This window comes from Actinobaculum suis (assembly GCF_900618115.1).
In the GTDB taxonomy this organism is placed as follows: domain Bacteria; phylum Actinomycetota; class Actinomycetes; order Actinomycetales; family Actinomycetaceae; genus Actinobaculum; species Actinobaculum suis.
In genome coordinates this window covers 874062-895914 of the sequence record NZ_UYIO01000001.1, presented here as the reverse complement: position 1 = coordinate 895914, position 21853 = coordinate 874062, and the positions used below count along the sequence as shown (strand labels likewise).

The following is a 21853-nucleotide window of genomic DNA, read 5'->3' as shown; positions in this document are numbered from 1 at the left end:
GGCCAATGAGCGGCCAATGAACTGCGTAGCTGACTACCAACTCGCGTTACCTCAGCGCAATAGAGCGCCCCGCACCGGCTAGGTTTAGTTCCTGCCTGGTGCGGGGCGCCCTAGTTTATCTACAAGTGCGCCGGTTGCCGAGGCACCCGCTTCGCCGTACACCGGTTGTCGAGGGAGTCGGCTGCCGCGGCACGGGTTTGTGCCGCGCCCGCAGTTTGTTCTTATTGTGCTTTGACTTCTGCCAAGTAGGCGTCCGGGTCGAAGGGTTCGTATTGGCCGATTGGGCTTTCTTGCTTTTCCCGCTCGTCGATCTTCTTGCCGGCAATCCGGTCCATAATCATGGCGATCGCGCCATCTCCGGTCACATTCGTGGCGGTACCGAAGGAATCGAGCGCAATATAGGTGGCAATCATGAGCCCCACCTGGGCATCATTGAAGCCGAGCATGGAAGTAATAATGCCAATCGATGCCATAATCGCCCCGCCCGGCACGCCCGGTGCGGCAATCATAATAATGCCGAGCATGCAAATGAAAGCAATCCACTGCCCGGTAGTGATCGGCATCCCCTGCGTGAAAGCAATCGCCATGGCAAAAGCCGTGATCTTCGACGTCGAACCCGAAAGGTGAATCGTGGCGCACAATGGCACCACGAAGCTAGCGATCGGTTCGCGCACCCCGTTCTTCAACGTTTGCCGCAAGGTCACCGGAATCGTAGCCGCAGAGGAAGAAGTACCCAGCGCCGTCAGGTAAGCGTCCTTCATATTCCACAGTGCCCGGAAAGGATTCTTGCGGTCCACTACCCCGGCCACAATGAACTGGGCCAGCAGAATTACCACTTCCAACGCCAACACAATCACGACGACGATGAGCAGCACCCGCATCACATTAAAGGCCGCACCGCTCGCGGTGAGATTCAGGAAAATCCCGAAAATATGCAAGGGCAGCAAGGGAATGATGATCTTGGAAATCAGCGCATTGATGATTTCCTTAAATTCGAGGAAACCGCGGCGCAATACCCCGCGCGGTACCAAAGCCAGACCGATCCCCATAATGAAGGACAAAATGAGCGCCGTCATCACCGAGAAAACGGGCGGCATTTGCAATACTTCGGTGGGCAAATAGCCCGGCGTGGTGCTAAACGTATCTTGCGCGGCTTCTGCCGAACCGGTACTTGCCCCTAGTCCCGCGAAAGCATTCGGATCTAACACCTTGTCGTACAACGCGTTGCAGACGAAGAGGGTGAGGAAACCAGAGAACAAGGTAGAGGCGTACGCAATAACGGCCGTGAGGAACAGCCAGTATCCGGCACCGCGCCCCAAATCCCCAATCGCCGGCACAATCAGGCCCACGATAATCAGGGGAATGCAGAAGTTCAGGAACAGGGCAAAAACGTCATTGAAGGTGTAGAAGACGCGGGAGAGCCCTTCCGGGAAAAACATTCCGCACACAATGCCAAGGATTATTGCCAAGATAACCCACGGCAAGATCCCCAATTTCTTGAGTGTTTCCATACCATCCTCCGCTAATAAATAATCGCGGGAAGGAGGCGGGCAACTGTGCTATATCGCTCCCCTTACCGCGAAAATGATGTATGAATCCTTACACGATCTTCGTTTAAAAGCGATTTGTGTTCACATCGTGACACGCGCACGGCGTGCCCTAGTTAAAAACACCAGCGACGTGCCCCGCTTAAAGCACCGGTAGCATGCCCCGCTTATAGCACCGGTAGCGTGCCCCGCTTAAAACACCGGTAGCGTGCCCCGCTTATAGCACCGGCGGGGTGCTCGCAAAACGAGCCAAGAAGGTCAGTACGGATGCGAAAGCCAGCAGGGTGGCAACGTCTAGCCACCGGGAACGTATGCGTGCCACCGCCCCTTCCGGAGCCAAAGCCCGGGCTACTGCACCTACTACCATCCCCGCAGCCAGGCCATACACCGCGTAGCGGGCCGACCACAGGAAGGCCGCGCCGATACAAGCCACGACCCACACCGCCACAACCACGTAGTAAGCAAAGCAAGGCATCCGGATATTCACGCCTGCCATCCTAGCGTGCCCCAGCCAGCGCCGGAAACGACTAGCCTGGAAGCATGCGTATCGGGATTATTGGCACGGGGATTGCGGGCTTGCGCACCGCCGCCGAATTGCGGGAAAACGGTTTTGCCGGAGAGATTTTGGCCTGGGACCTGGAGCGATGCCCGCCCTATGACCGCCCGCCACTGTCCAAAAACCTGTTCACGGATTTTACGCATCTGCTAGCCGCAGACGGCCTGGGAGATTTCGCGGCGCTCGGCGTCACCGTTATTTCCGATCCGGCGGATCGGGTGTGGCGCCACGATGAGTTGCTGGAACGTTTTGAAGACCGGTGGCATATTGAATCTGCTGCGCCGGAAGAAATCGTGGACGCCGTCGTTATTGCTTCGGGCACGCAACCGCTAATGACCCTCCCTAACGCTCTACCTTTGTATACCGCGCGTGATGCGCACAGTTTGCGGGCGCGGATCACCCCGCAAAGCGTGGTACATATTGCCGGTTCGGGCTGGCTTGGTACCGAGCTTGCGGCCACTATCGCGGCCTTTGGTGCGCACGTTGAGCTGTGGGGCCGCTCCGGGCATTTTTTGGGTGCGAACCTGGGCGCGCAGGTAGACGAATTGTGGCAAGGGTGGTGCGCGCGGGCGGGCGTGGTCTGGCATCCGGAGGCCTATCCGCAAAAACTGTGGCGCGGCAAGCCCGCCTTTGCGGAACCTGACGTGTTGGTGGAAGCTAGCGGTTCGCGTCCGGCGCTCGGTTTTGTGCGCGAGCCGGTTGCCTTTTCGCCGCGCGGTGCCCTGGTGGTAGATGTGCGCGGCCGGGTACTCGCCCCGAACGGCGATCCTATTCCCGGTCTTTTCGCCGCCGGGGACGCGTGCGATACGTATTTGCCGCGCCAGGTTGCCAGCGAAGTTTCCGATAATGTGCCAGGTGACACTCCGGACCTGGCTACCCGCAACACCGCGTATACCAGCACCGGCAACCCCGCATTCCCCGGTACGAGCAACCCCGCACGCACCGGCACCGCCGCAGGTACCTTCGCCGGCAACAACTCGACTCGTACCGTTACTGGTAACGCCGCACGCAAATTTATGGATACCCGCGAACTACTTCTCGGTGGGCATTGGCGGTCTGCGCTTGCTAGTGCGCAGCGCGTGGCCGCCACAATTTGCGGCTTGCCCGGCCCGGAGTGGCTTCCCGCCCCGGAAGCTTTTTCCACCCAGTTTGGCCACGAGATTGCGCTCCTGGGCAGCTGGGAGAAAATTAGCGCGGCCGCCTCTTCCCCAACGGTTACCGAAACCGCTACCGGGCAGGTCTTTACCTGGTACGACGCCGCCCACCCGAGCCGCCCGCAAGCCGTCCTTACGGTTGATTCGCCCCGGGAAACTTCCCGCGCCCGCCGGCAGTTGCGTATCCCCGTTCCGCCCGCCGCCCGCCAGTAGTAGCGGCGCGTAGCCACCCGGCCAAAATATTCGCAGCCGGGCAGGCCGGGACAGCCCCGGGGCTCTGCATTCTTACCCCGGGCAACAAGGTCTGCACCGAGCGGGCAAGGGTAGATCTCCTGCCCGCTTTCCCGGCTATGCGAGGTACCATCGCTGGCACCGGGCAGTCCGCTACGGTTAGCGCCGGCCCGGCTGCGCGAGTTTCTTACCGGTGCAGGAGTTTGAAGAAAGCATCGATGGATTCGAAGCTCACCACGGTTTTAGTATCCAGGTTGACGATCAATAGCAGGCACCACGCCCCCAAACCGGCGATGGCGAGCATTACGATGGTGTGTTTCAGTATGCCCCAGTTTTTACCGCGCGCCAGTGCCCAACCTAGGAGCAGTACCACGCTCAGGCCGCAGAGTACTGGCCCGAGCGGTCCGGTAAAAAATGCGTCCTGTTTTATATCGGTTTTCTTCGCTACCGCGTTATCGGGCACTTCGCCTTGCCACCAGCGTAAGGCTTCGGGGAAATGGTCATGCCAAATCTTCCAATTATGGCCGCCGCGCGGGTCCAGGTAGGTTTCCACCGGCAAATTTGGTTTGTTTACCTGGCTCACTTCTTGTAGGAACACTTCCGAATCTGTATCCCCGGTGGTTCCCGTGAGGTAGAACCGTTGCGGCCAACTAGCTTTCTGCATCATATTGGTGATGGTGTAGGAGGAAACGGCCCGCGGGTCGTCTTGGAGCCGGCCTGTCATGGGCGGGTTGTAGCCTGACATCGAAATCACGCTGCCAAAAATTTGCGGGTGGGACAGGCCGAGTACCGGAGCACACCAACCGCCGTAGGAGGCACCCGCGATTGCCCAGTCGTTACGGTTTTGCGAGGTAGAGAAGTTTGCTTGTACCAGGCCGACGACGTCTTTCGTCACCCACGAACCCGCTTGGGGCCGGCCGGCAATATCCACACAGTCTGGGGATTCGCTATCCAGCTCCAGTTTCGGGATGGCAATAATGGTGTCTGAAGTTATGCCAGGCATTTGGCCGTCCAGGTCCAAAACCTTTGGAATGTCAGAGGTGAGTGAAGGATAGCCTTCCAGCAAGATTACTACCCGATAGGTTTTCGCCGGATCGTAGTCGCTGGGAACCCACACCCAAACGGGCATGGTAACGCCAGAATTCGGGCCGGTGAAATCGGTTTTGAGGGCGCCGTTTTCGGGGTCGCGCACAAACTGGGCTTTCCACTGCGGGCCATCAGGTGCTTCTAAGGGCCGGTCGTGGCCGGTGTAGGCCGGGATCGCGGCTTCTTCTACCTGCACCTCGCGTTCTTCTTTCACTCCTGCTAAAGCGGCAACGGACCGCCAGGTAGGGGCAAAATGCCGGGCGTGGTTGATCGCGAAGCAAACCGTAACAAAACCGGAAACGGGTACTAGTAGCACCACTACGGCGCTAATAATCCGCCCCCAGATGCCACGCGCATTTTTCAAGCGCCAGCCCGCAAGGGCTACCAAGCCCACAAAGATCAGGGCACTGACCAGTAAGGTCCATTTCGAATCAGGAGCAAACACTCAGCTAGTCTAGATTTTTACTAAGCCGGTGCGGCGGCTCGCCCCTCCACCCCACGGCGGACGCGCCGTGAAACTGGCGGATTTTCGGGCAAGTTAACACGCTAAGACTGCTCTGGCGACACGCCGACCGCCGGTCCCGTCCCCGTATCTGCACTCGGCGCTGTGTTAACAGTGCCGGCAGGGCTCGCAGCGTTAGCAGTACCGGCAGAGCCCGCACTGTGAACACTACTAGCAGCACTAGCAGTACTAGCGGGGCTGGCCGAGCTGGCGGAAATGGTAGAGCTAGTACTGGAGGAACTGGTAGAGCTGGCCGAGCTGACGGTGCTGGCCGAGCTGGCGGCGCTGGTAGAGCTGGCAGTGCTCGCAGCTGAGCCGGCAGGGTTCGCAGCTGAGCCGGCGTCAGGATCGGGTAAGGACGCTACCTTGCTTCGGGTGCGGCGCTGGGCTAGATAAACTTGCAGACGGCGGGCACCGAAACGCGAAAGTTCGATCAAGGCAGGCACGGCGAGGAATGGAAGACCTACTTCTAGCAGTATCATGCCGGCAACGCGCGGCGCGTTGGGGCCTACTTCGGCCATGCGGCCCGGGCCGATGCCTCCCCGCGTAAGTGCGGCAAGGGCGGCGGTAATCAAAATTACTTCGGCCAGCGCCAGCGCGAGTTTTTCCCAGCGGCCCGATTGGCGTACCCGGTACCAGCCGTATACTCCGGCCAGGCACCCGATAGCCACCAGGATGGCGATAAGCCAGGATTTTGTACCTGCCGGTTCGGGTAGCGCACCGAAAAGCGGGATCGCCGGGATGGGAGCGCCCACTCCACCGAGGGCCGAGAAATGTGTGCCCTCCCCCACCGCAAATCCGGCTCCGCTCGCATAGGCAAGCGCCCAGGCAAGCCCGGCAGGTAGGAAGAAGAGTTGAGCTACCACTAGCAAGAAACTCGAAGTGCCAGAAACCAGGTAGCTGGCGTGGATGGCGCTGATCCGATCCCACCCGGATATAAGGGCAACAATCAGCAGAATTACACTGAAAATGGCGAGGGCACCCACCAGTGGCCGCGCGATCTTCCACGCGGCTACTAGGCGTGCCAGATAGAGAATTTCGGGTGGTTCTTCCCAGGCGAATTGCGCGGCGAAGGCGGCGAATAGCCCGCCACCCACAATCGCCCATAAAAGTGAAGAATGGGCAAGGGCCAGGCCGGAAGCAATAGCCCCTAAAACCGCGCCGGTGCTCGCGGCAATGAGTACATCCCACCAGTCGGTTATACGCGCGGAACGTAAAAAGCTGCGTAGCGTCAGGAAAATAATGAGGGTGAGCAGTAGTGGCGGTAAGGAAATATGGGCTCCGGCTACCACGATGGGGGTGCCGAAGGAGAGTAACCATACCGAACTGCCGAAGTTGCTGGCGTCTTGCCACTGCACGTCGCCGAGCAGTGGGGAGCTGGCGGTGAGCACATAGGCAAGCACGCACACCAGCACCACGCCGAGCCACGTCAGCATGTAAGCCTGAACTACGGCCAGGCCGACGGCGACCCGGCGAGGATACGTAAACATCAAGCTTATTGTTCCTCGCCGGGCCAGGCTCCGGCTAGCACGCGGCTGGTGTGTTGCACACGCCGCACGCTAGCCGAAACTTCGCGAGGTTCACTGCGTTTACTGCAGGGCCGGTTTACTGCAGGGCCGCGCCCCTTATTGCGGCGCCGTGACTCTTGTTGCAGACCCGCCTCGCTTATTGCACCGCTTACTGCAGGGCTTACTGCAGGGCTGCCACCATTTTGGTGACGTATTCGCCCACGGCTTGCGGTGCTTTTTCGGGCCCGCTTTCGTGAATCAGCCGGACGATGGCCGAGCCAACGATAACGCCGTCGCTTCGGGCAGACATTTGGCTGGCCTGCTCCGGCGTGGAAACCCCGAATCCTACGGCACTCGGCACCTGTGTGGTATCGCGAATCACCCGCACGATCGATCCGATATCCGTGGTGATTTCCGAACGCACGCCCGTCACCCCTAGCGAGGAAACCACGTAAATGAATCCGGTGGCACTCGCCGCGATTTGCGCGATTCGTTCCTTGGAGGTCGGGGCAATTAGCGGGATGAGGGAAATGCCGTGCGCGGCGAAGGTGGGCGCGAACTCAGTGTTTTCCTCATGGGGCACATCGGCCAAAATAGCGCCGTCTACCCCGGCCGCGGCAGCCGCCTGGCTCCATTTTTCAATCCCGTAGGAAAACACGGAATTGGCGTAGCCCATGGTGATGAACGGGGTGTCCGGGAATTCTTCGCGCAATTGTGCAATCATCGCGAAGATTTTGTCCGTGGTGGCCCCACCCGCAATCGCCCGGGCGGAAGCAGCTTGAATTACTGGCCCTTCGGCCATGGGATCCGAAAACGGCATCCCGAATTCTACGGGCCCGGCCCCGGCCTGAATCGCTGCTCGCACGCAGTTCGCCGTCGTCTCTAAATCTGGATCCCCGCAAGTAAAGAAGGGGATAAATACTTTGCCGGCGGCAAAGGAACGGTGAATGCGAGCAACGGAAGCGCTCAACGCATCTGGAAGTGAGTTAGTCATGAATATCTTCTCCCCGGTAGCGGGCGATCGCCGCCACATCTTTATCGCCGCGGCCCGAAAGGGTGACAACGACGATCTTGTCCTTGTCCATCTTTGGCGCCACCTGCATCGCATACGCCAGGGCGTGGGCGGATTCAATCGCCGGAATAATGCCCTCGGTGCGTGAAAGGTATTCGAAAGCCTCTACGGCTTCTTCATCGGTGATCGGCACGTAACGGGCCTTGCCCGTATCATGCCAGTAGGCGTGTTCGGGGCCGATGCCCGGATAGTCCAGCCCGGCAGAAATCGAATATACGGGCGCGATTTGGCCGTATTCGTCTTGGCAGAAGTAGCTCTTCATACCGTGGAAAATACCTTCCCGGCCGGTGGCGATAGTGGCTGCGGTATCGGTGGAATCCACGCCGCGCCCGGCCGCTTCGGTAGCTACGAGTTCTACACCCGGTTCGTCAATAAAGTGGTAGAAGGAACCGGCCGCATTCGATCCCCCACCCACGCAGGCCACCACCATATCGGGGAGCCGGCCTTCCGCGTCGAGAATCTGTTCGCGCATTTCCTTGGAAATAACCGCCTGGAAATCGCGCACGATCGTGGGGAACGGATGCGGCCCCATCACCGAACCAATGCAGTAATGAGTATCGTCAATACGTGAAGTCCACTCCCGGAAGGCTTCCGAAGTGGCATCTTTGAGCGTGCCCGTGCCGGAAGCGACCGGTATTACTTCCGCGCCCAGCAACCGCATCCGGTAAACGTTGAGCGCCTGGCGTTCCGTATCTTCCTTCCCCATAAAGACCACGCATTCCATACCGAAAAGCGCGGCCGCGGTAGCGGTAGCCACCCCGTGTTGGCCGGCTCCGGTTTCGGCGATTACGCGGGTCTTCCCCATTTTCTTGGCGAGCAATACTTGGCCGAGCACATTATTGATTTTGTGGGCACCGGTATGGTTGAGATCTTCGCGTTTCAGATAGATCTTGGCGCCGCCCAAATCTTGCGTCATCCGCTGCGCGAAATAGAGCCGGGAGGGCCGGCCCGCGTAGGAATTAAACAGTTCCTGCAACTCGCGGTTGAACTCCGGGTCATTGCGATATTTCTGGTATGCCGCATCAAGCTCGATAACAGCATTCATGAGCGTTTCCGGAATGTATTGGCCACCGTGGATGCCAAAACGTCCGGCCTGCTGAGTAGGCATATCCGCTCCTTTCCTTTCAAATTATTAGGTAGTGAGTAGTTAGTGGAGTGAGTGGCGGTACTAGTGGCCGCGCAGTTCTGCCAGCGCGGCAGTTTTATTATCTGCCCGCATCAGGGTTTCCCCAATGAGGATCGCATCCGCCTGGGCCGCTCGTACCGCATCCACATCCGCCGGAGTTTTCACCCCGGATTCGGCCACGAAAATCGTGCCTTCCGGAACGTAGGCGCGCAGTCTTTGGGCATTCGAAAAATCTACTTCGAAAGAGGTGAGATCCCGGTTATTGACGCCGATGATCTTCGCCCCGGAAGCGGCCGCCCGCTGTACCGCGGCGTCGTCATAAGCTTCCACCAAGGCACTCATCCCCAAAGATTCGGCAAGCTCACGGTATTCGCGAGCCTGCTCGGTGCTGAGCAGTTCACAAATTAGCAAAACCGCCGCCGCCCCAAGCAATTTCGCTTCATAAATCATGTATTCGTCGATTATGAAGTCTTTCCGCAAGGTGGGAATCGAAACTTCCCGGGAAATTTCCGCTAAATATTCCGGTGCCCCAAGGAACCAGCGCGGTTCGGTGAGCACGGAAATTGCTTCTGCCCCGGCCGCTTCGTATTCCTGTGCGATTTGCAGGTACGGGAAATCTTCCGCGATCACGCCTTTCGAAGGGCTCGCTTTTTTCACTTCGCAAATAAAGGCCACATCCGGCCCGCGCAAAGCCTTTTCAAAAGCGAAATCTCCCAGTTTGTGTGCGGGTGCGGCTTCTGCCTGCGCGCGTAGTTGCGTAAGCGGGGTACGACGCCGCCGCTCGGCCACTAATTCTCGCGTATTTTCCGCAATTTGCGCCAGAATATTCATTACTTCCTTACGTTGGACTCGGTTACAAATTTTTCGATTTGTTCGTATGCAGCGCCGCTATCAACAAGTTCGCGCGCTAGTTCTAGGCCGTTAGCCAAGGAGCTCGCCGCGCCGGCCACGTACAGCCCGGCCGCGGAATTGAGCAGCACGGTGTTGCGTTTTGCGCCCTGAATTTTTCCGCTCAAAATATCGCGCGTGATTTGTGCGTTTTCATCCGGGGTGCCACCGGCAAGGTCGCTCTTATTGGCCCGGGGTAGGCCAAATACTTCCGGATAAATCTCGTAGGAGCGGTATTCGCCATTTTTGACCTCGCATACTTCCGTGGGCGCGGAAACCGAGATCTCGTCGAGTTTATCTTTCCCGTACACCACCATGCCGTGCTTCACGCCAAGGTCGTTAATAACGCGAGCGAGCGGTTCTACCAGGTATCCGTCGTAGACGCCGAGCACCATATATTCCGGGCGCAACGGATTGGTCAGCGGGCCGAGAATATTGAAAACCGTGCGGAATCCAAGTTCTTTACGGATCGAACCGACGATACCCATCGACTTATGGTACCGCTGCGCAAACATGAAACACATATTTATATCGCGCAAAAGCCGCGTGCAGGTTTCTGGGTCTTGGTCAATATTTACGCCCAAGCTTTCCAAGCAGTCCGCAGTACCTGATTTGGAGGAGGCCGCACGGTTACCGTGCTTCGAAACTTTTACTCCCCCGGCTGCAATAACAAACATCGAAGTTGTGGAGATATTGAAGGAGGAGGCGTTATCTCCGCCGGTCCCCACAATTTCCAAAGTGTCAAAGGGAACCTCGAAGGTTTCGGCCATTTCACGCATGGCGGCAGCAGAGCCAGAGATTTCTTCCGTGGTTTCTGCGCGCGCATTCTTAGTGGAAAGTGCGGCCAAATAAGCAGCGTTTTGAGTGGGTGTAGATTCCCCGCTCATAATTTCCTTCATGACGGTATAGGCTTCGTCGAAGGTCAAATCACCTTTACCAACGACCTTCTGGATTGCTTCTTTAATCATTGTTCTTCTTTCTTTCGCCGGTGCTACTGTGGTTTAGAAAAAACTCCGCTTTTTACTCACAGGGGCGGGAAACCGAGTGCCTTAGAACTGGGTTTCTACTGTTTGCGTGGTTGTTGGTTTTACGCTGTTGTTGCGGTTCTGTTGCTGGCTTCCCGCGATATGTTTAGCGACCCAAAAGACGTTGCCGGCCGCATATATACCACGAGCAACACAGATACCACGAGCAACATAGCTACCGCGAGCAACACACATACTGCGGGCCGGAAAACGCTGCCGACTGGTAAATATTGCCTGCCGGAAAATCCCGCCCACTAGAAAACACTGCCGTTAAAACGCCGCTTATACACAACTACCTGCGTACCTGCGCGACGTATACACGGTGCTGACCGCAGTACTGATAACGCTACAAAGAACAGCGCTAACAACGGCGCGCACAAGATTGCAAAACGGTGCAACAAAACAGTGCAAACAGTTGCCACTGGAGTGGGGAGGCGTGAATTATCGCTCCCCGGGCGGGCGTAGCAAGATCACGCGTTCTGAAGAACTATGCGCGATGGCGGCCGGAGCCACGATGGCTTGGGCCACGCGTGAACCGATGCGGCGCATAGAAAGCGCGGTAGCCGCCGAGCGACGAACATCGGTGTGATTGCGATAATGGCGGAAGTAACTGGTAGCTCCGCCGAAAAAACTGGTATACGGGTGGGTACGACGCACGGTATTCCCCTTCATTGAGCTAGACGATGGGCGCGAAAATTACGCCCACCACCATCGCCGTGCTGGCGCAGTTCCTTCCAGCCAGGTACCTGCGTGCCAAGAACGCGTTTGCCGGCTGTCTTCTGCCGCCGTTTGCGCCAGGGCCGCGGAACCCTCGGTTCCCAAGGCCACCCGGCCGCTTCTTTGTTCCACGCTTACCATGGCACCAGATTAGCGCATTTTCCCGCAAAGGTGAAAACCGTCCATATTTTGCGGCACTCGGCCGGCGGGTTTCCCCGGCGGCTGCTACCGCCTCCTATTCGGCATCTGTCGCATCGTCCGCTTTGCTTAGCGGCGCGAAGCGGAGCAGTAACCGTTTGGTCACTCCCCCACCGAAGCGCACTTTCGCCGTCGTCGACTTACCGCTACCTTCGAAGGAAAGTACCGTGCCGGTACCGAACGCCTTGTGCTGCACGCGGTCCCCTACTCGTAAACCACCGGTACCGTCCGCTTCCGCAGCGTTACTCTGCGCGTCTGTTGCCGCCGTTTTCGTGTTTCCGGTTCCCAGCTTGGTGCCGGTGCTTGCAGCTTGCGCGCTATCGGTACCGGTACGCGCCGGTCTCGTACTGGTTTGCGTTGTGGCATCTTCCGTTTGCCGACGCCGCACGCCCAGTTTCCCGGGCACGAACTTTGCTTTGCCGGAACCAATGGGTGGCGCAAAATCTGGATCGTCAAAGGACAGATCAGGTTCTTTCCTGCCGCCGCGGTACTGCACGCGGCCATAGCCCGAATCACCGTAATCGTAGTTACTAAACCCGCGATATCCGCCGTAACTGCCATAGCTTGCCGAACCGCGCAAAATATCTTGCGACGATTCGGCGCGGCGCCAATCCAAGAGTTTGGCCGGAATCTCTTCTAAGAAACGCGAGGGCTCGTACTGTTGGGGTGCGCCCCAACTAGAACGCGTGGCCGCCCGGCTCACATACAAACGTTGCCGGGCGCGGGTAAATGCCACATACGCCAAGCGGCGTTCTTCGGCCAATTCCGCCGTATCTTCCAAGGAACGAATATGGGGAAAAGTGCCATCTTCCAAGCCGGTCACGAACACCACCGGGAACTCCAACCCCTTGGCGGTGTGCACGGTCATTAGGGTTACTTCGTCTGCTGCGTCTGCAGCCGGCGCTGCCGCACCCGCCGCATCCGAAACGCGCGCCGCCGCACCCGCCGCATCCGAAACGCGCGCCGCCGCACCTGCCGCACCTGCCGCACCCGCCGCACCTGCGCCACCGGTTTCTGCGCCCGCGTGGTTAGCATTTCCGGTTCTGTTGAAGTTCCCCGTGCCGCTAGTTTCCGCGGCTGCGCTGCTAGTGTTCTTCGTGCCGCTCGCATCGGCTTGGCCGGTGCCATCCGGAAGCCGATCGGTATCGGCTACGAGGGAAACTTGGTCGAGCCAGTCGGCCAGGGTAGCGCCCGCATTTTCGGGGGCGTTCGCAAAATCGACGGCGACGGCGTGCAGTTCCGCCAGGTTTTCCACGCGGGAAATATCTTGCGGATCGGAACTTTCCTGCAAAGCCGCCAGATACCCAGATTCATCCATGATTTTATCTAGCACTTCTGCCGGGCTGGCCCCCGCTGCTGCGAGCTGTCGCGATGCGTCCAATGCCTGCACGAAAGAGGTGATTGAATTGCGTGCCCGCGCGGTTAGTCCGGCTACTTCCCCGCGGCCGTGCGCTTCGGGATCGGCAACGTCCGCGAGCGCAGCGCCGAAGGAAATCTGCCAGCGGGCTGCGTGCATGGCCACATGTTCTTCACTTTTGGCGCCCAGGCCGCGGCGGGGTTCGTTCAAAATCCGCCGTATGGAAACTGTATCGTCTGGGTTTACGATCGCTTGCAGGTAGGCGATGGCGTCTTTGATTTCCTTGCGCTCATAAAACCTGGTGCCGCCGATAACCCGGTAAGGAATGCCGGCGCGCACAAACATTTCTTCCAGGGCCCGCGATTGCGCATTAGTGCGGTAGAAGACCGCAAAATCTCCGTAGTTGTAGCCGGCTTGGGCGCGCAGGTCGTCGATTTCGTCGACCACGAATTTAGCTTCGTCGCTTTCCGAATCTGCCACGTAGCCAACGATTTTTTCGCCGTCGCCCTGGTCTGTCCACAAGCGCTTGGCACGCCGATGCGCATTATTGGCGATCACCGCATTGGCGGCAGACAAAATATTTTGTGTAGACCGATAGTTTTGTTCCAGCTGGACGGTGTGGGAACCCGGGAAGTCTTTTTCGAAGTCTTCAATATTGCGAATGGTGGCCCCGCGGAAAGCGTAGATGGATTGGTCGGCGTCGCCTACCACGGTGAGATTGGCGCGCAGCAGATCAGCTTCTGCGCCGGCTAGTGTGCGGACGAGCACGTATTGGGCATGGTTGGTGTCTTGGTATTCGTCCACCAGGATGTGGCGGAAACGGGTGCGGTAGCGTTCGGCAATCTCGGGGTGTTCATGCAGGAGCTGTACTGCCCGCATAATCAAATCATCGAAATCCATGGCATTGGCCGCCTGCAGGCGTTCCTGGTAGGAACGGTAGGCGCGGGCCAGTACTTCGCTCGCCGCATCTTCGGCCTGGCGGGCCGCTTGGGCCGGCGTTACCAGTTCGTCTTTCAGATTAGAAACTTGCCGGAGCAAAGACTTTGGCGGATAAGCGCGGACGTCAATGTTTTCTTCCCGGCACACCATGTTCATAAGCCGCTGGGAATCTTGGGCATCATAAATGGTGAAGGTGGAACGCATCCCCAGAGCGCGGTGTTCGGCCCGCAAAATGCGCAGGCAGGCCGAATGGAAAGTAGAGATCCACATGGAACGGGCCAGCCCGCCAAGCATCTGCTCTAACCGTTCCCGCATTTCTCGGGCGGCCTTATTGGTGAAAGTAATAGCCAATATTTCGGAGGCACGGGCTTTGCCTTCCGCAATCAGGTAGGCGATGCGCGAGGTGAGCACGCGGGTTTTACCGGAACCGGCGCCGGCCACCACGAGGAGCGGGCCGCCCTCATAGGTCACCGCCTCCAATTGTTGCGGGTTCAAGCCCGCCACAATATGGCTAGTATCGCGCCGCGACCTATAGCCACCCGGCGCGCCCGCATCGCCGGCATAGGGCGTAGTAGAAATTGCGTTACCGGGAACGGGCCCGGCCGGGTGGGCCGCGCCAACACTGGCGGCAGCGGCACCGGCAGCACTGGCGGCAGCGGTCGCTCCGGCGGCACCGGCACCTGTAGCTCCAGCAGCAGCCGTTCCGGTAGCACCGGCAGCAGCCGCTCCGGCGGATTCGGCGGCACCGGACGTACCGGTGAGGCGGGCCGGGGCGGCGGGGCCGGCGTCGAGCTGTTCGATGCGGGCCCGCAGCCGGTTGAGGGTTGACTTCAAGGAATCGTTCTCTGACATCATCCCCTAGGGTACCCGCCCGGCCGCCCCAAGCTAGTTCACCTGCGCCGTCTTGTGGACGCGGATCGCATGCTCATTGGTGAACGCATGCAAACCCCACACGGCTTCCTCCCGGCCATAACCGGAATTGTTGATGCCACCGAAGGGCCATTCCGGCCCGGATTCGCGGTGGTTATTGATAATCGTCATGCCCGCATTAATCTGCGCGGCGAAACGTTCTGCCCGGTCGATATCTTCACTCCACACGGAAGATTGCAAACCGTATTTGGTGGCGTTGGCGAGCCGGAGCGCGTCTTCTTCGTCGCGGGCGCGGTAAATGACGACGACGGGCCCGAACAGTTCATTACAGGAAATGTCTTGTTCTTCTGGCACATCGGTGAGCAGGGCCGGCAACATGTAGGCTCCCGGCCGGTCCAAAGCTACCCCGCCATAGTGCAAAGTAGCGCCTTCGGCCACCGCTTGGGCTACGCGTTGTACTACTTCATCGCGCGCACCGATCGAGGAAAGCGGCCCCATATCAATATCTTCATCAAAAGCACCCACCCGGATTTTGGCGATTGCTTCTTTGGCGGCGGCTAGGAACTCGTCGTAAATATTGGCGAGCACAATAATCCGCTTATTGGAAGTGCAAACCTGCCCGGCGTTGAAGGTCCGCAACCGCACTGCTTTTTCTGCTACTGCTGCTACATCGGCCGCGTCCAATACGACCATGGGATCATTACCGCCCAGTTCCATGAGGGAACGCTTCAGGTGTTTGCCAGCCAGGCTGGCTACCGCCGATCCGGCTGCTTCCGAACCGGTGAGGGAAACACCCTTGACCCGGAAATCGGCAAGCACCGTTTCCGTATCTGCCGTATCCAAGTAAATGTTTTGGTACACGCCTGCCGGGAAACCTGCTTCGCGCAAAAGTTCCGCAAAGCGGGCCGAGCTGCGCGGGCAAATCCCCGCCTGTTTCATGAGGATCGTATTCCCCACCATAATTTGCGGGAGGGCGAACCGGGCCATCTGCGAATACGGGAAATTCCAGGGCATAATCCCCAGGAGCACACCCAGCGGATCATGCCGCACATAAGTTGGCACCCCGTCAGAAACCGCGAGCTGGGTAGGAGCCAGCAGACGCTCTGCGTTTTCTCCGAACCAGCGGGCGTGGGCCGCCACATTTGCCACTTCGGTTTTACCGTCCGCGAGCGGTTTACCCATTTCCTGCCCGGCAATCCGGGCCAGCTCGGTAGCATTTTCTTCGCAGAGCTCCCCGAAGCGGAGCATGAGCCGGCGTCGTTCTGCTATGGGAGTGCGCCGCCACTCTTCGTACGCCTGCCACGCAGTATCGATGACCTGCGGAATTTCTTCCTTCCGCAAGGTAGGAAATTCTTCTTCAGTGATACCAGTGTTCGGATTATTGACCGCATACCTACTCATAGTTCCTATTTAACGGCTTTTGCGAGGCAAATGCTAGGACATAGATCAAGGCAGCCGTGCGGGTTGTGATTCGAGTACGCGGGTGCACGTACCAGTAAGGCGCCGGCAGATGGCGCGGATTCAGTGCGCCGGTGCGGGGCGTCTGCTACCTTCGAAGGTATGAGTAATCATGTACCCGATACCGAAGAACTAAGTCCGATTCTCGTACTTGGTTACAAAGTAGCTGAGAATCCGCAACTTTCTGGCCCGGCTTTCCAGGGCTATGAAGCAACTGCTACCGAGCTGAATACAGCGATCAAGGCCATGCCGGATTATGATAAGCCCGGCACGATGTCTGTGTTCGCGGTTCCCCAGGAACTGGCTCGCCGGTGCATTGCAATTGCTTTGCCCGCCGAACCGAGTCTGGCCGATTTGCGGGAGGCCGCTGGTCAAGCTTTGCGCCGCAAGGACGTGAGCGGCAAGGTGCTTTTGCAGATGCCCTACCAGAATATGGAAGAGCTGCAAGCGATTGTGGAGGGCGCGAACTTGGGCCGCTACCGGCCTACTTTGTTCAAGAAGCAACCGGAAATTACCGCGATCGAAGTTTTCACCGAAGGTGAAGAAGAAGCTACCGCGCAGGCTATTGCCGCCGCGGAACGTTTGGCTAGCGCCCAAAACATGGTGCGTGACCTGGTCAATATGCCCGGTTCTTATCTCAACCCGGAATTCTTCTACACGATTTCCGAAATTTTGGACGAAGAGACCGACGACGAAATCAGCGTCAAAACCTGGAACGTCGAAGACCTCCTGGAAGACGACTGTGGCGGGCTTATCGGCGTCGGCGCCGGTTCCCAATTCCCGCCCTGCTTGATCCGCCTCGAGTGGGCCGGCGGTGAAAACCCGCAGGGTCACGTGGCGCTCGTGGGCAAGGGCATCACCTACGATTCTGGCGGGATGAGTCTTAAGCCCAGCCAGGGTCTTGTTTCGATGAAGTCTGATATGGCCGGCGCCGCCACCGTGATGGAAACCGTGCGGTTGGCCGCGGCCCGGAAGTTGCCCGTGCGCGTGACCGCTTGGCTCGCGGTGGCTGAAAACATGCTTTCGTCTACCGCCCAGCGCGTGGATGACATTATCACCATGCCGAACGGAAAAACGGTAGAGGTAAACAATACCGACGCCGAAGGCCGGCTCGTACTTGCCGACGCACTTTGTTTGGCGGTCCGGGAAGAACCTGATGCGGTGATCGATATTGCTACGCTTACCGGCGCGCAAATTGCGGCACTCGGTTCTCGCACTGCTGGACTAATGGGTAGTGACGAGGTAGTGGACGCCGTATTCGAAGCTTCCCAACAGGCCGGCGAATCTGCTTGGCCCATGCCTTTGCCTAACCACCTGCGCAAGTCTTTGGATTCGGAAGTTGCCGATCTGCAAAACAGCGGTTCGCGCTATGGTGGCATGCTCGTAGGCGGCCTGTTCCTAAAGGAATTCGTGGGCGATACTCCCTGGTGCCATATCGATATTGCCGGCCCCTCCTTCAACTCGGAAGAACCATGGGGCTACACGCCCAAGGGTGGCACCGGGTACGGAGTGCGCACGCTTATCACCTACCTGGAAAACATTGCCAAGAAGTCCGCTGCGGCCCCGGCAGAAAACAAGTAACACTAAGCCCGGGTAGCACAAAATAACAAACGAGGCCGCTGGGTGAGAGAGCGAACCAATATGGGTTCGTCTTTCCCGCCCAGCGGCCTTGTGGCTAAGAACTAACCGCGTAGCTGCGTCATATCCCGCGCAACCTAGAACGAGGGTACGTTCAGGCCGTGCTGCCGGAAGATATCCCGGGCTCGTTCCACTTCGACATTCGTTGGCGGCTCAGTATTTTCGAGTTCGTAGTGAATGCCCAGGTTGTGCCACTTATCGCGGCCCATCTGGTGGAAAGGCAGAACTTCCACACGGGTCACGTTGCTTCGCCACCGTGCGCAAATATCAGCTACCTGGTTAATATTTTCCGGATCGTCGGTAAGCCCCGGCACCAGAACGAAACGGATCCACGTTTCAATTCCGGCGGCGTTGAGCCGATCTCCGAAATCGATCGTTGGTTGCAAGGCGCGGCCCGTGACGTGCTTGTAGGTTTCCTCATTTCCGGATTTCACGTCGAGGAGCACCAGATCAATATCTTGCATGGTTTCATCGGAAACACTGCGCCCGAGGAAACCGGAAGTATCAATACACGTGTGGATACCCATTTTCTTGGCGCCATGTAAAACGTTCGCCATGAATTTGGGTTGCATCATCACTTCCCCACCGGAAAGCGTAATCCCACCACCGGTAGCTTTGAACATCCGACGGTAACGCTTGATGCGCCGCATGAGCTCATCAAGTTCGACCGGTTGGCCGTCTTTCATGAGGAAAGTATCCGGATTGTGGCAGTACTTGCAGCGTAGCGGACAACCGTTGAAGAACACCGTCATCCGGGTTCCTGGTCCGTCCACCGCGGTTACGAGCTCCCACGAGTGGATGGATCCGAGCGTTCCTTCCCGCATCTTTTTAATACGATCGGACCGCTCAACATCCGTGAGCGTATCTATTCCGGCTAGACCCGCTCCCTGCAAACGCCCGGTCGGGGCCTGGAAATCTTGGTAATCATCCTCGATTTCACGGTCCCCGACCGGGTCGAAATTAATTCTTTGGACCAATTAGGCGCCGTGGTGGAACGTACGGTTAAGCACGTCGAGCTGCTGCTCGCGGGTCAGCTTGACGAAGTTGACGGCGTAACCGGAAACACGAACGGTGAGGTTCGGGTACTTTTCCGGATGGTCGATCGCATCTTCCAAAGTGTGGCGATCCAAAACATTAATATTCGCGTGGTAGAGGCCGTCGGTCGTGCCGGCTTCTGCCCGCTGGGCCTTCATCGAAGCAACCCGTTCTTCATAAGTCTTTGCCATCTAATTCCTCTTTTCTTTGAAATCCTGCTTTAGCAAACAGAACCCGGGTGGGACGGGTGTTACCATCCCACCCAAATTTTACTCTTTATTGGCCGCGCTGAGGTTATTTCAACGTCCGCTAATAAGCGCGGACGCCGTCACATCTACCGTCCTTCCGCGGGGCCTTGCGGCCCCGCTTCCGGAAATCTTGGTTATTCAGCGTCGGCGCCGATAAAGCCAGCGTCCATAATCCCCACCAGGTTCTGAACTTGCTCTTCCTTAGAGCGGCCCAGGCCTTGCGGAGTAATGGTGTTCGTCAGCGAGATACCGTCGAGCGCATCCTGGTAATCAAGCTTGCCCACGGAAAGCATCGAAGCCACCATGCCGTGCGTATCCATACCGTTTTCCGGATTGGCGCCCGGGGCGAAGGGGGTGCCCTTCTGGTGACCCGAGGGGAAGGAACCAGTTGCCTTACCATAAACCACATTCGAGGTAATGGTAAGTACGGACTGGGTCGGAATAGCGTCGCGATACATCGGCTGTTCCTTGATCTTCGACATGATGGTGTGGACCACGGTGGCGGCAATTTCGTCTGCCTTGTCGTCGTCGTTACCGTAGATCGGGAACTTGCCTTCGGTGCGGTAATCCACTACCAGGCCGGTTTCGTCACGAATCGGGTACACCTTGGCGTACTTGATTGCGGAAAGCGAATCGGCCACGATGGAAAGCCCGGCGATGCCGCAACCCATCGTGCGCACGATTTCCGAATCGTGCAGGGCCATTTCGATCGCTTCGTAGGCGTAGCGGTCATGGCAGTAGTGGATAATGTTGAGCGCTTCCACGTAGGTTTCCACAACCCAGTCAAGCATGTGCTCGTACTTTTCCCACACGTCATCGAAATCGAGCGGGCCATCGCCTTCCACGGCCGGGAATTCGCCGGCCGGGGTTACCTGTTCGCCCGTCATTTCGTCACGGCCACCGTTGATGGCATACAGCAAGCCCTTGGCGGCGTTCACGCGCGCGCCGAAGAACTGCATCTGCTTGCCTACCTGCATCGGGGAAACGCAGCAGGCGATAGCGGCGTCGTCACCCCACTGCGCACGAATCTGGGCATCAGATTCGTACTGGATGGAGGAAGTTTCGATGGAAATCGCCGCGCAGAATTCCTTGTACCCAGCGGGCAGGGCCGGATCCCAGAAAATCGTAATATTCGGTTCCGGAGCCGGGCCGAGGTTGCGCAGTGTTTGCAAGAGACGGAAGGAGGTCTTGGTGACCATGGAACGTCCGTCTTCGCCAAAACCAGCATCCGACCAGGTAGCCCAGTACGGATCGCCGGAGAAGATCTGGTCGTAATCGATGGTGCGCAAGAAGCGGACGATGCGGAGCTTCATGACGAGGTTGTCAATCATCTCCTGAGCGTCAGTTTCGGTGATGCGCCCGGCGGCCAGATCACGTTCGAAGTAAATATCGAGGAAGGCAGACAGGCGGCCAATCGACATGGCAGCGCCGTCCTGGCTCTTAATTGCCGCGAGGTAACCGAAGTACGTCCACTGCACCGCTTCCTTCGCGGTAGTAGCGGGCTTCGAAATATCAAAGCCGTACATTTCGCCCAGATGCTTGAGCTTCTTCAGCGCCTTGATCTGTTCCGAATGTTCTTCGCGGTAGCGAGCCCAGTGTTCAGAGAAGGTCTTGTCCGCAACTGCGTCCTTGGCCTCCTGCTTTTCGGCAATGAGCTTGTCAATACCGTACAGGGCTACCCGGCGGTAATCGCCAATAATACGGCCCCGGCCGTAAGCATCCGGCAAGCCCGTAATAATGTGGGAGTGCCGGGCCGCGCGGATACGCGGCGTGTAAATATCGAATACCGCATCGTTGTGAGTCTTGCGGTACTTGGTGAAGATTTCCTTGATGCGCGGGTTCGGCTCCTTACCGGCTTCCCGGATGGCGGTTTCCACCATGCGCCAACCGCCGTTCGGCATCATTGCCCGCTTGAGTGGAACATCGGTTTGTAGCCCTACGATAACGTCGTCATCTTCGGAAATGTAGCCGGCCGGGAACGCGTCGATATCCGCCGGGGTGTCGACGTCGACGTCGTAAACGCGGCGCTTGCGCTCCTCCGAAAGGTAGTTCTCTTCCAGGTGATCCCAAAGGCGTTTGGTCTTTTCCGTGGGACCTGCAAGGAACGAGGCGTCGCCCTCGTAAGGCGTGTAGTTCTTCTGGATGAAGTCACGGACGTTAATGGAAGTTGTCCATTCGCCCGGGGTGAATCCAGCCCATGCCGCCTCTCCGGCGACCGGGACCTCGGTTGCAGTGCGCTCCATATGTATGGCTCTCTCCTTTTATTCCATTAGGACATCTAGCATTTTCTCAAATGCTTGACCACTTTTTCCGGGCATTTCGTCCGTGGACTTAAGTCCCAGGAGGGGCTTCCATTCCCGCGTTCTGTGAACTTGTATGCCCGCAAACCCGGTATTCACGCGACCTCCTGCGGCGGCGATCGCGATCTCGAAACTCTGCTAATTAACGCGCGCACGCAGGCGGTGAAATTAACCACCGTATCTGGCGTCGCTGCGGAGTAGGTATCTTCTTCCCGCTCATCGTTGGAACGGGCTATCCGCCTGGATTATTCCGGCCCTGGAGCCACGCACCAGCGCTAGCCCGCCCCACGTGACGTTTATCATCCTACCCTTATTTTCGGCGAGGCTCTGTGTTCTTTAGGAACAACCACACCTCGAAGCCGTTCCCTGGAAACAGCCCGGAAAAAACCCGGAAAACA

General features: G+C 58.2%; 17 protein-coding genes. 2 read left to right on the top strand and 15 right to left on the bottom strand.

What is annotated here, in order from left to right; genetic code table 11:
* Nucleotides 1-221: 221 nt before the first annotated feature.
* The gene (locus H8274_RS03655) at nt 222-1511 is read right to left on the bottom strand and encodes a dicarboxylate/amino acid:cation symporter (protein ID WP_049618862.1); all 1290 of its coding nucleotides are present in this window, start codon (nt 1509-1511) and stop codon (nt 222-224) included.
* A gap of 253 nt (nt 1512-1764) precedes the next feature.
* On the bottom strand, nt 1765-2034 hold the full coding sequence (locus H8274_RS03650) for a DUF3017 domain-containing protein (RefSeq protein WP_185933850.1): 270 nt from the start codon (nt 2032-2034) through the stop codon (nt 1765-1767).
* Nucleotides 2035-2087: 53 nt separating this feature from the next.
* On the opposite strand from H8274_RS03650, the gene H8274_RS03645 reads away from it, so the two are divergent.
* Nucleotides 2088-3470 carry an FAD-dependent oxidoreductase gene (locus tag H8274_RS03645; RefSeq protein WP_185933849.1) on the top strand — a complete coding sequence of 461 codons (1383 nt, stop codon included), beginning with the start codon at nt 2088-2090 and terminating at the stop codon, nt 3468-3470.
* A gap of 205 nt (nt 3471-3675) precedes the next feature.
* On the opposite strand, the gene H8274_RS03640 is transcribed toward H8274_RS03645, so the two are convergent.
* The 10 genes from H8274_RS03640 to H8274_RS03595 all read right to left on the bottom strand — a co-directional run bounded on the left by H8274_RS03640 (nt 3676) and on the right by H8274_RS03595 (nt 16177).
* Entirely contained in the window at nt 3676-5019 is a 1344-nt protein-coding gene (locus tag H8274_RS03640; protein WP_185933848.1) for an alpha/beta hydrolase, read from the bottom strand.
* 101 nt (nt 5020-5120) lie between these two features.
* Nucleotides 5121-6566 (bottom strand): cell division protein PerM, encoded by a 1446-nt coding sequence (locus H8274_RS03635; RefSeq protein WP_185933847.1) that lies wholly within the window; start codon nt 6564-6566, stop codon nt 5121-5123.
* Nucleotides 6567-6765: 199 nt separating this feature from the next.
* The gene (gene trpA / locus H8274_RS03630; protein WP_185933846.1) at nt 6766-7578 is read right to left on the bottom strand and encodes a tryptophan synthase subunit alpha; all 813 of its coding nucleotides are present in this window, start codon (nt 7576-7578) and stop codon (nt 6766-6768) included.
* Nucleotides 7571-8764 (bottom strand): tryptophan synthase subunit beta, encoded by a 1194-nt coding sequence (gene trpB, locus H8274_RS03625; RefSeq protein WP_185933845.1) that lies wholly within the window; start codon nt 8762-8764, stop codon nt 7571-7573. The genes trpA and trpB overlap by 8 nt, the downstream gene beginning before the upstream one ends.
* Before the next feature lie 60 nt (nt 8765-8824).
* Complete coding sequence (trpC, locus tag H8274_RS03620) at nt 8825-9613, bottom strand: indole-3-glycerol phosphate synthase TrpC (RefSeq protein WP_185933844.1); 789 nt, start codon at nt 9611-9613, stop codon at nt 8825-8827.
* Nucleotides 9613-10638, bottom strand: a complete 1026-nt coding sequence (gene trpD, locus H8274_RS03615) for an anthranilate phosphoribosyltransferase (RefSeq protein ID WP_185933843.1) — start codon at nt 10636-10638, stop codon at nt 9613-9615. Before trpD ends, trpC begins: the two co-directional genes overlap by 1 nt.
* 498 nt (nt 10639-11136) lie before the next feature.
* Nucleotides 11137-11352, bottom strand: a complete 216-nt coding sequence (locus tag H8274_RS03610; protein ID WP_185933842.1) for a hypothetical protein — start codon at nt 11350-11352, stop codon at nt 11137-11139.
* A 39-nt stretch (nt 11353-11391) separates the two neighbouring features.
* Entirely contained in the window at nt 11392-11553 is a 162-nt protein-coding gene (locus H8274_RS03605) for a hypothetical protein (RefSeq protein WP_185933841.1), read from the bottom strand.
* A 94-nt stretch (nt 11554-11647) separates the two neighbouring features.
* Nucleotides 11648-14761 carry an ATP-dependent helicase gene (locus tag H8274_RS03600; RefSeq protein WP_420807970.1) on the bottom strand — a complete coding sequence of 1038 codons (3114 nt, stop codon included), beginning with the start codon at nt 14759-14761 and terminating at the stop codon, nt 11648-11650.
* A 30-nt stretch (nt 14762-14791) separates the two neighbouring features.
* Nucleotides 14792-16177, bottom strand: coding sequence for an aldehyde dehydrogenase family protein (locus H8274_RS03595; RefSeq protein WP_185933839.1), 1386 nt, complete (start codon nt 16175-16177; stop codon nt 14792-14794).
* Nucleotides 16178-16336: 159 nt separating this feature from the next.
* Here H8274_RS03595 and H8274_RS03590 point away from each other — a divergent pair, with 159 nt between their 5' ends.
* On the top strand, nt 16337-17815 hold the full coding sequence (locus H8274_RS03590) for a leucyl aminopeptidase (RefSeq protein ID WP_053093572.1): 1479 nt from the start codon (nt 16337-16339) through the stop codon (nt 17813-17815).
* Nucleotides 17816-17949: 134 nt separating this feature from the next.
* Here H8274_RS03590 and pflA read toward each other — a convergent pair whose 3' ends face one another.
* The 3 genes from pflA to H8274_RS03575 all read right to left on the bottom strand — a co-directional run bounded on the left by pflA (nt 17950) and on the right by H8274_RS03575 (nt 21398).
* A complete protein-coding gene (gene pflA / locus H8274_RS03585; RefSeq protein WP_231583028.1) occupies nt 17950-18849 on the bottom strand; it encodes a pyruvate formate-lyase-activating protein in 900 nt (299 codons plus the stop codon).
* Complete coding sequence (gene grcA2 / locus H8274_RS03580) at nt 18850-19098, bottom strand: autonomous glycyl radical cofactor GrcA2 (protein ID WP_049618874.1); 249 nt, start codon at nt 19096-19098, stop codon at nt 18850-18852. It lies immediately after the preceding gene.
* Nucleotides 19099-19289: 191 nt separating this feature from the next.
* Nucleotides 19290-21398: a pyruvate formate lyase family protein gene (locus H8274_RS03575; RefSeq protein ID WP_065419529.1), complete on the bottom strand. Its 2109-nt coding sequence runs from the start codon at nt 21396-21398 to the stop codon at nt 19290-19292.
* Nucleotides 21399-21853: the final 455 nt, after the last annotated feature.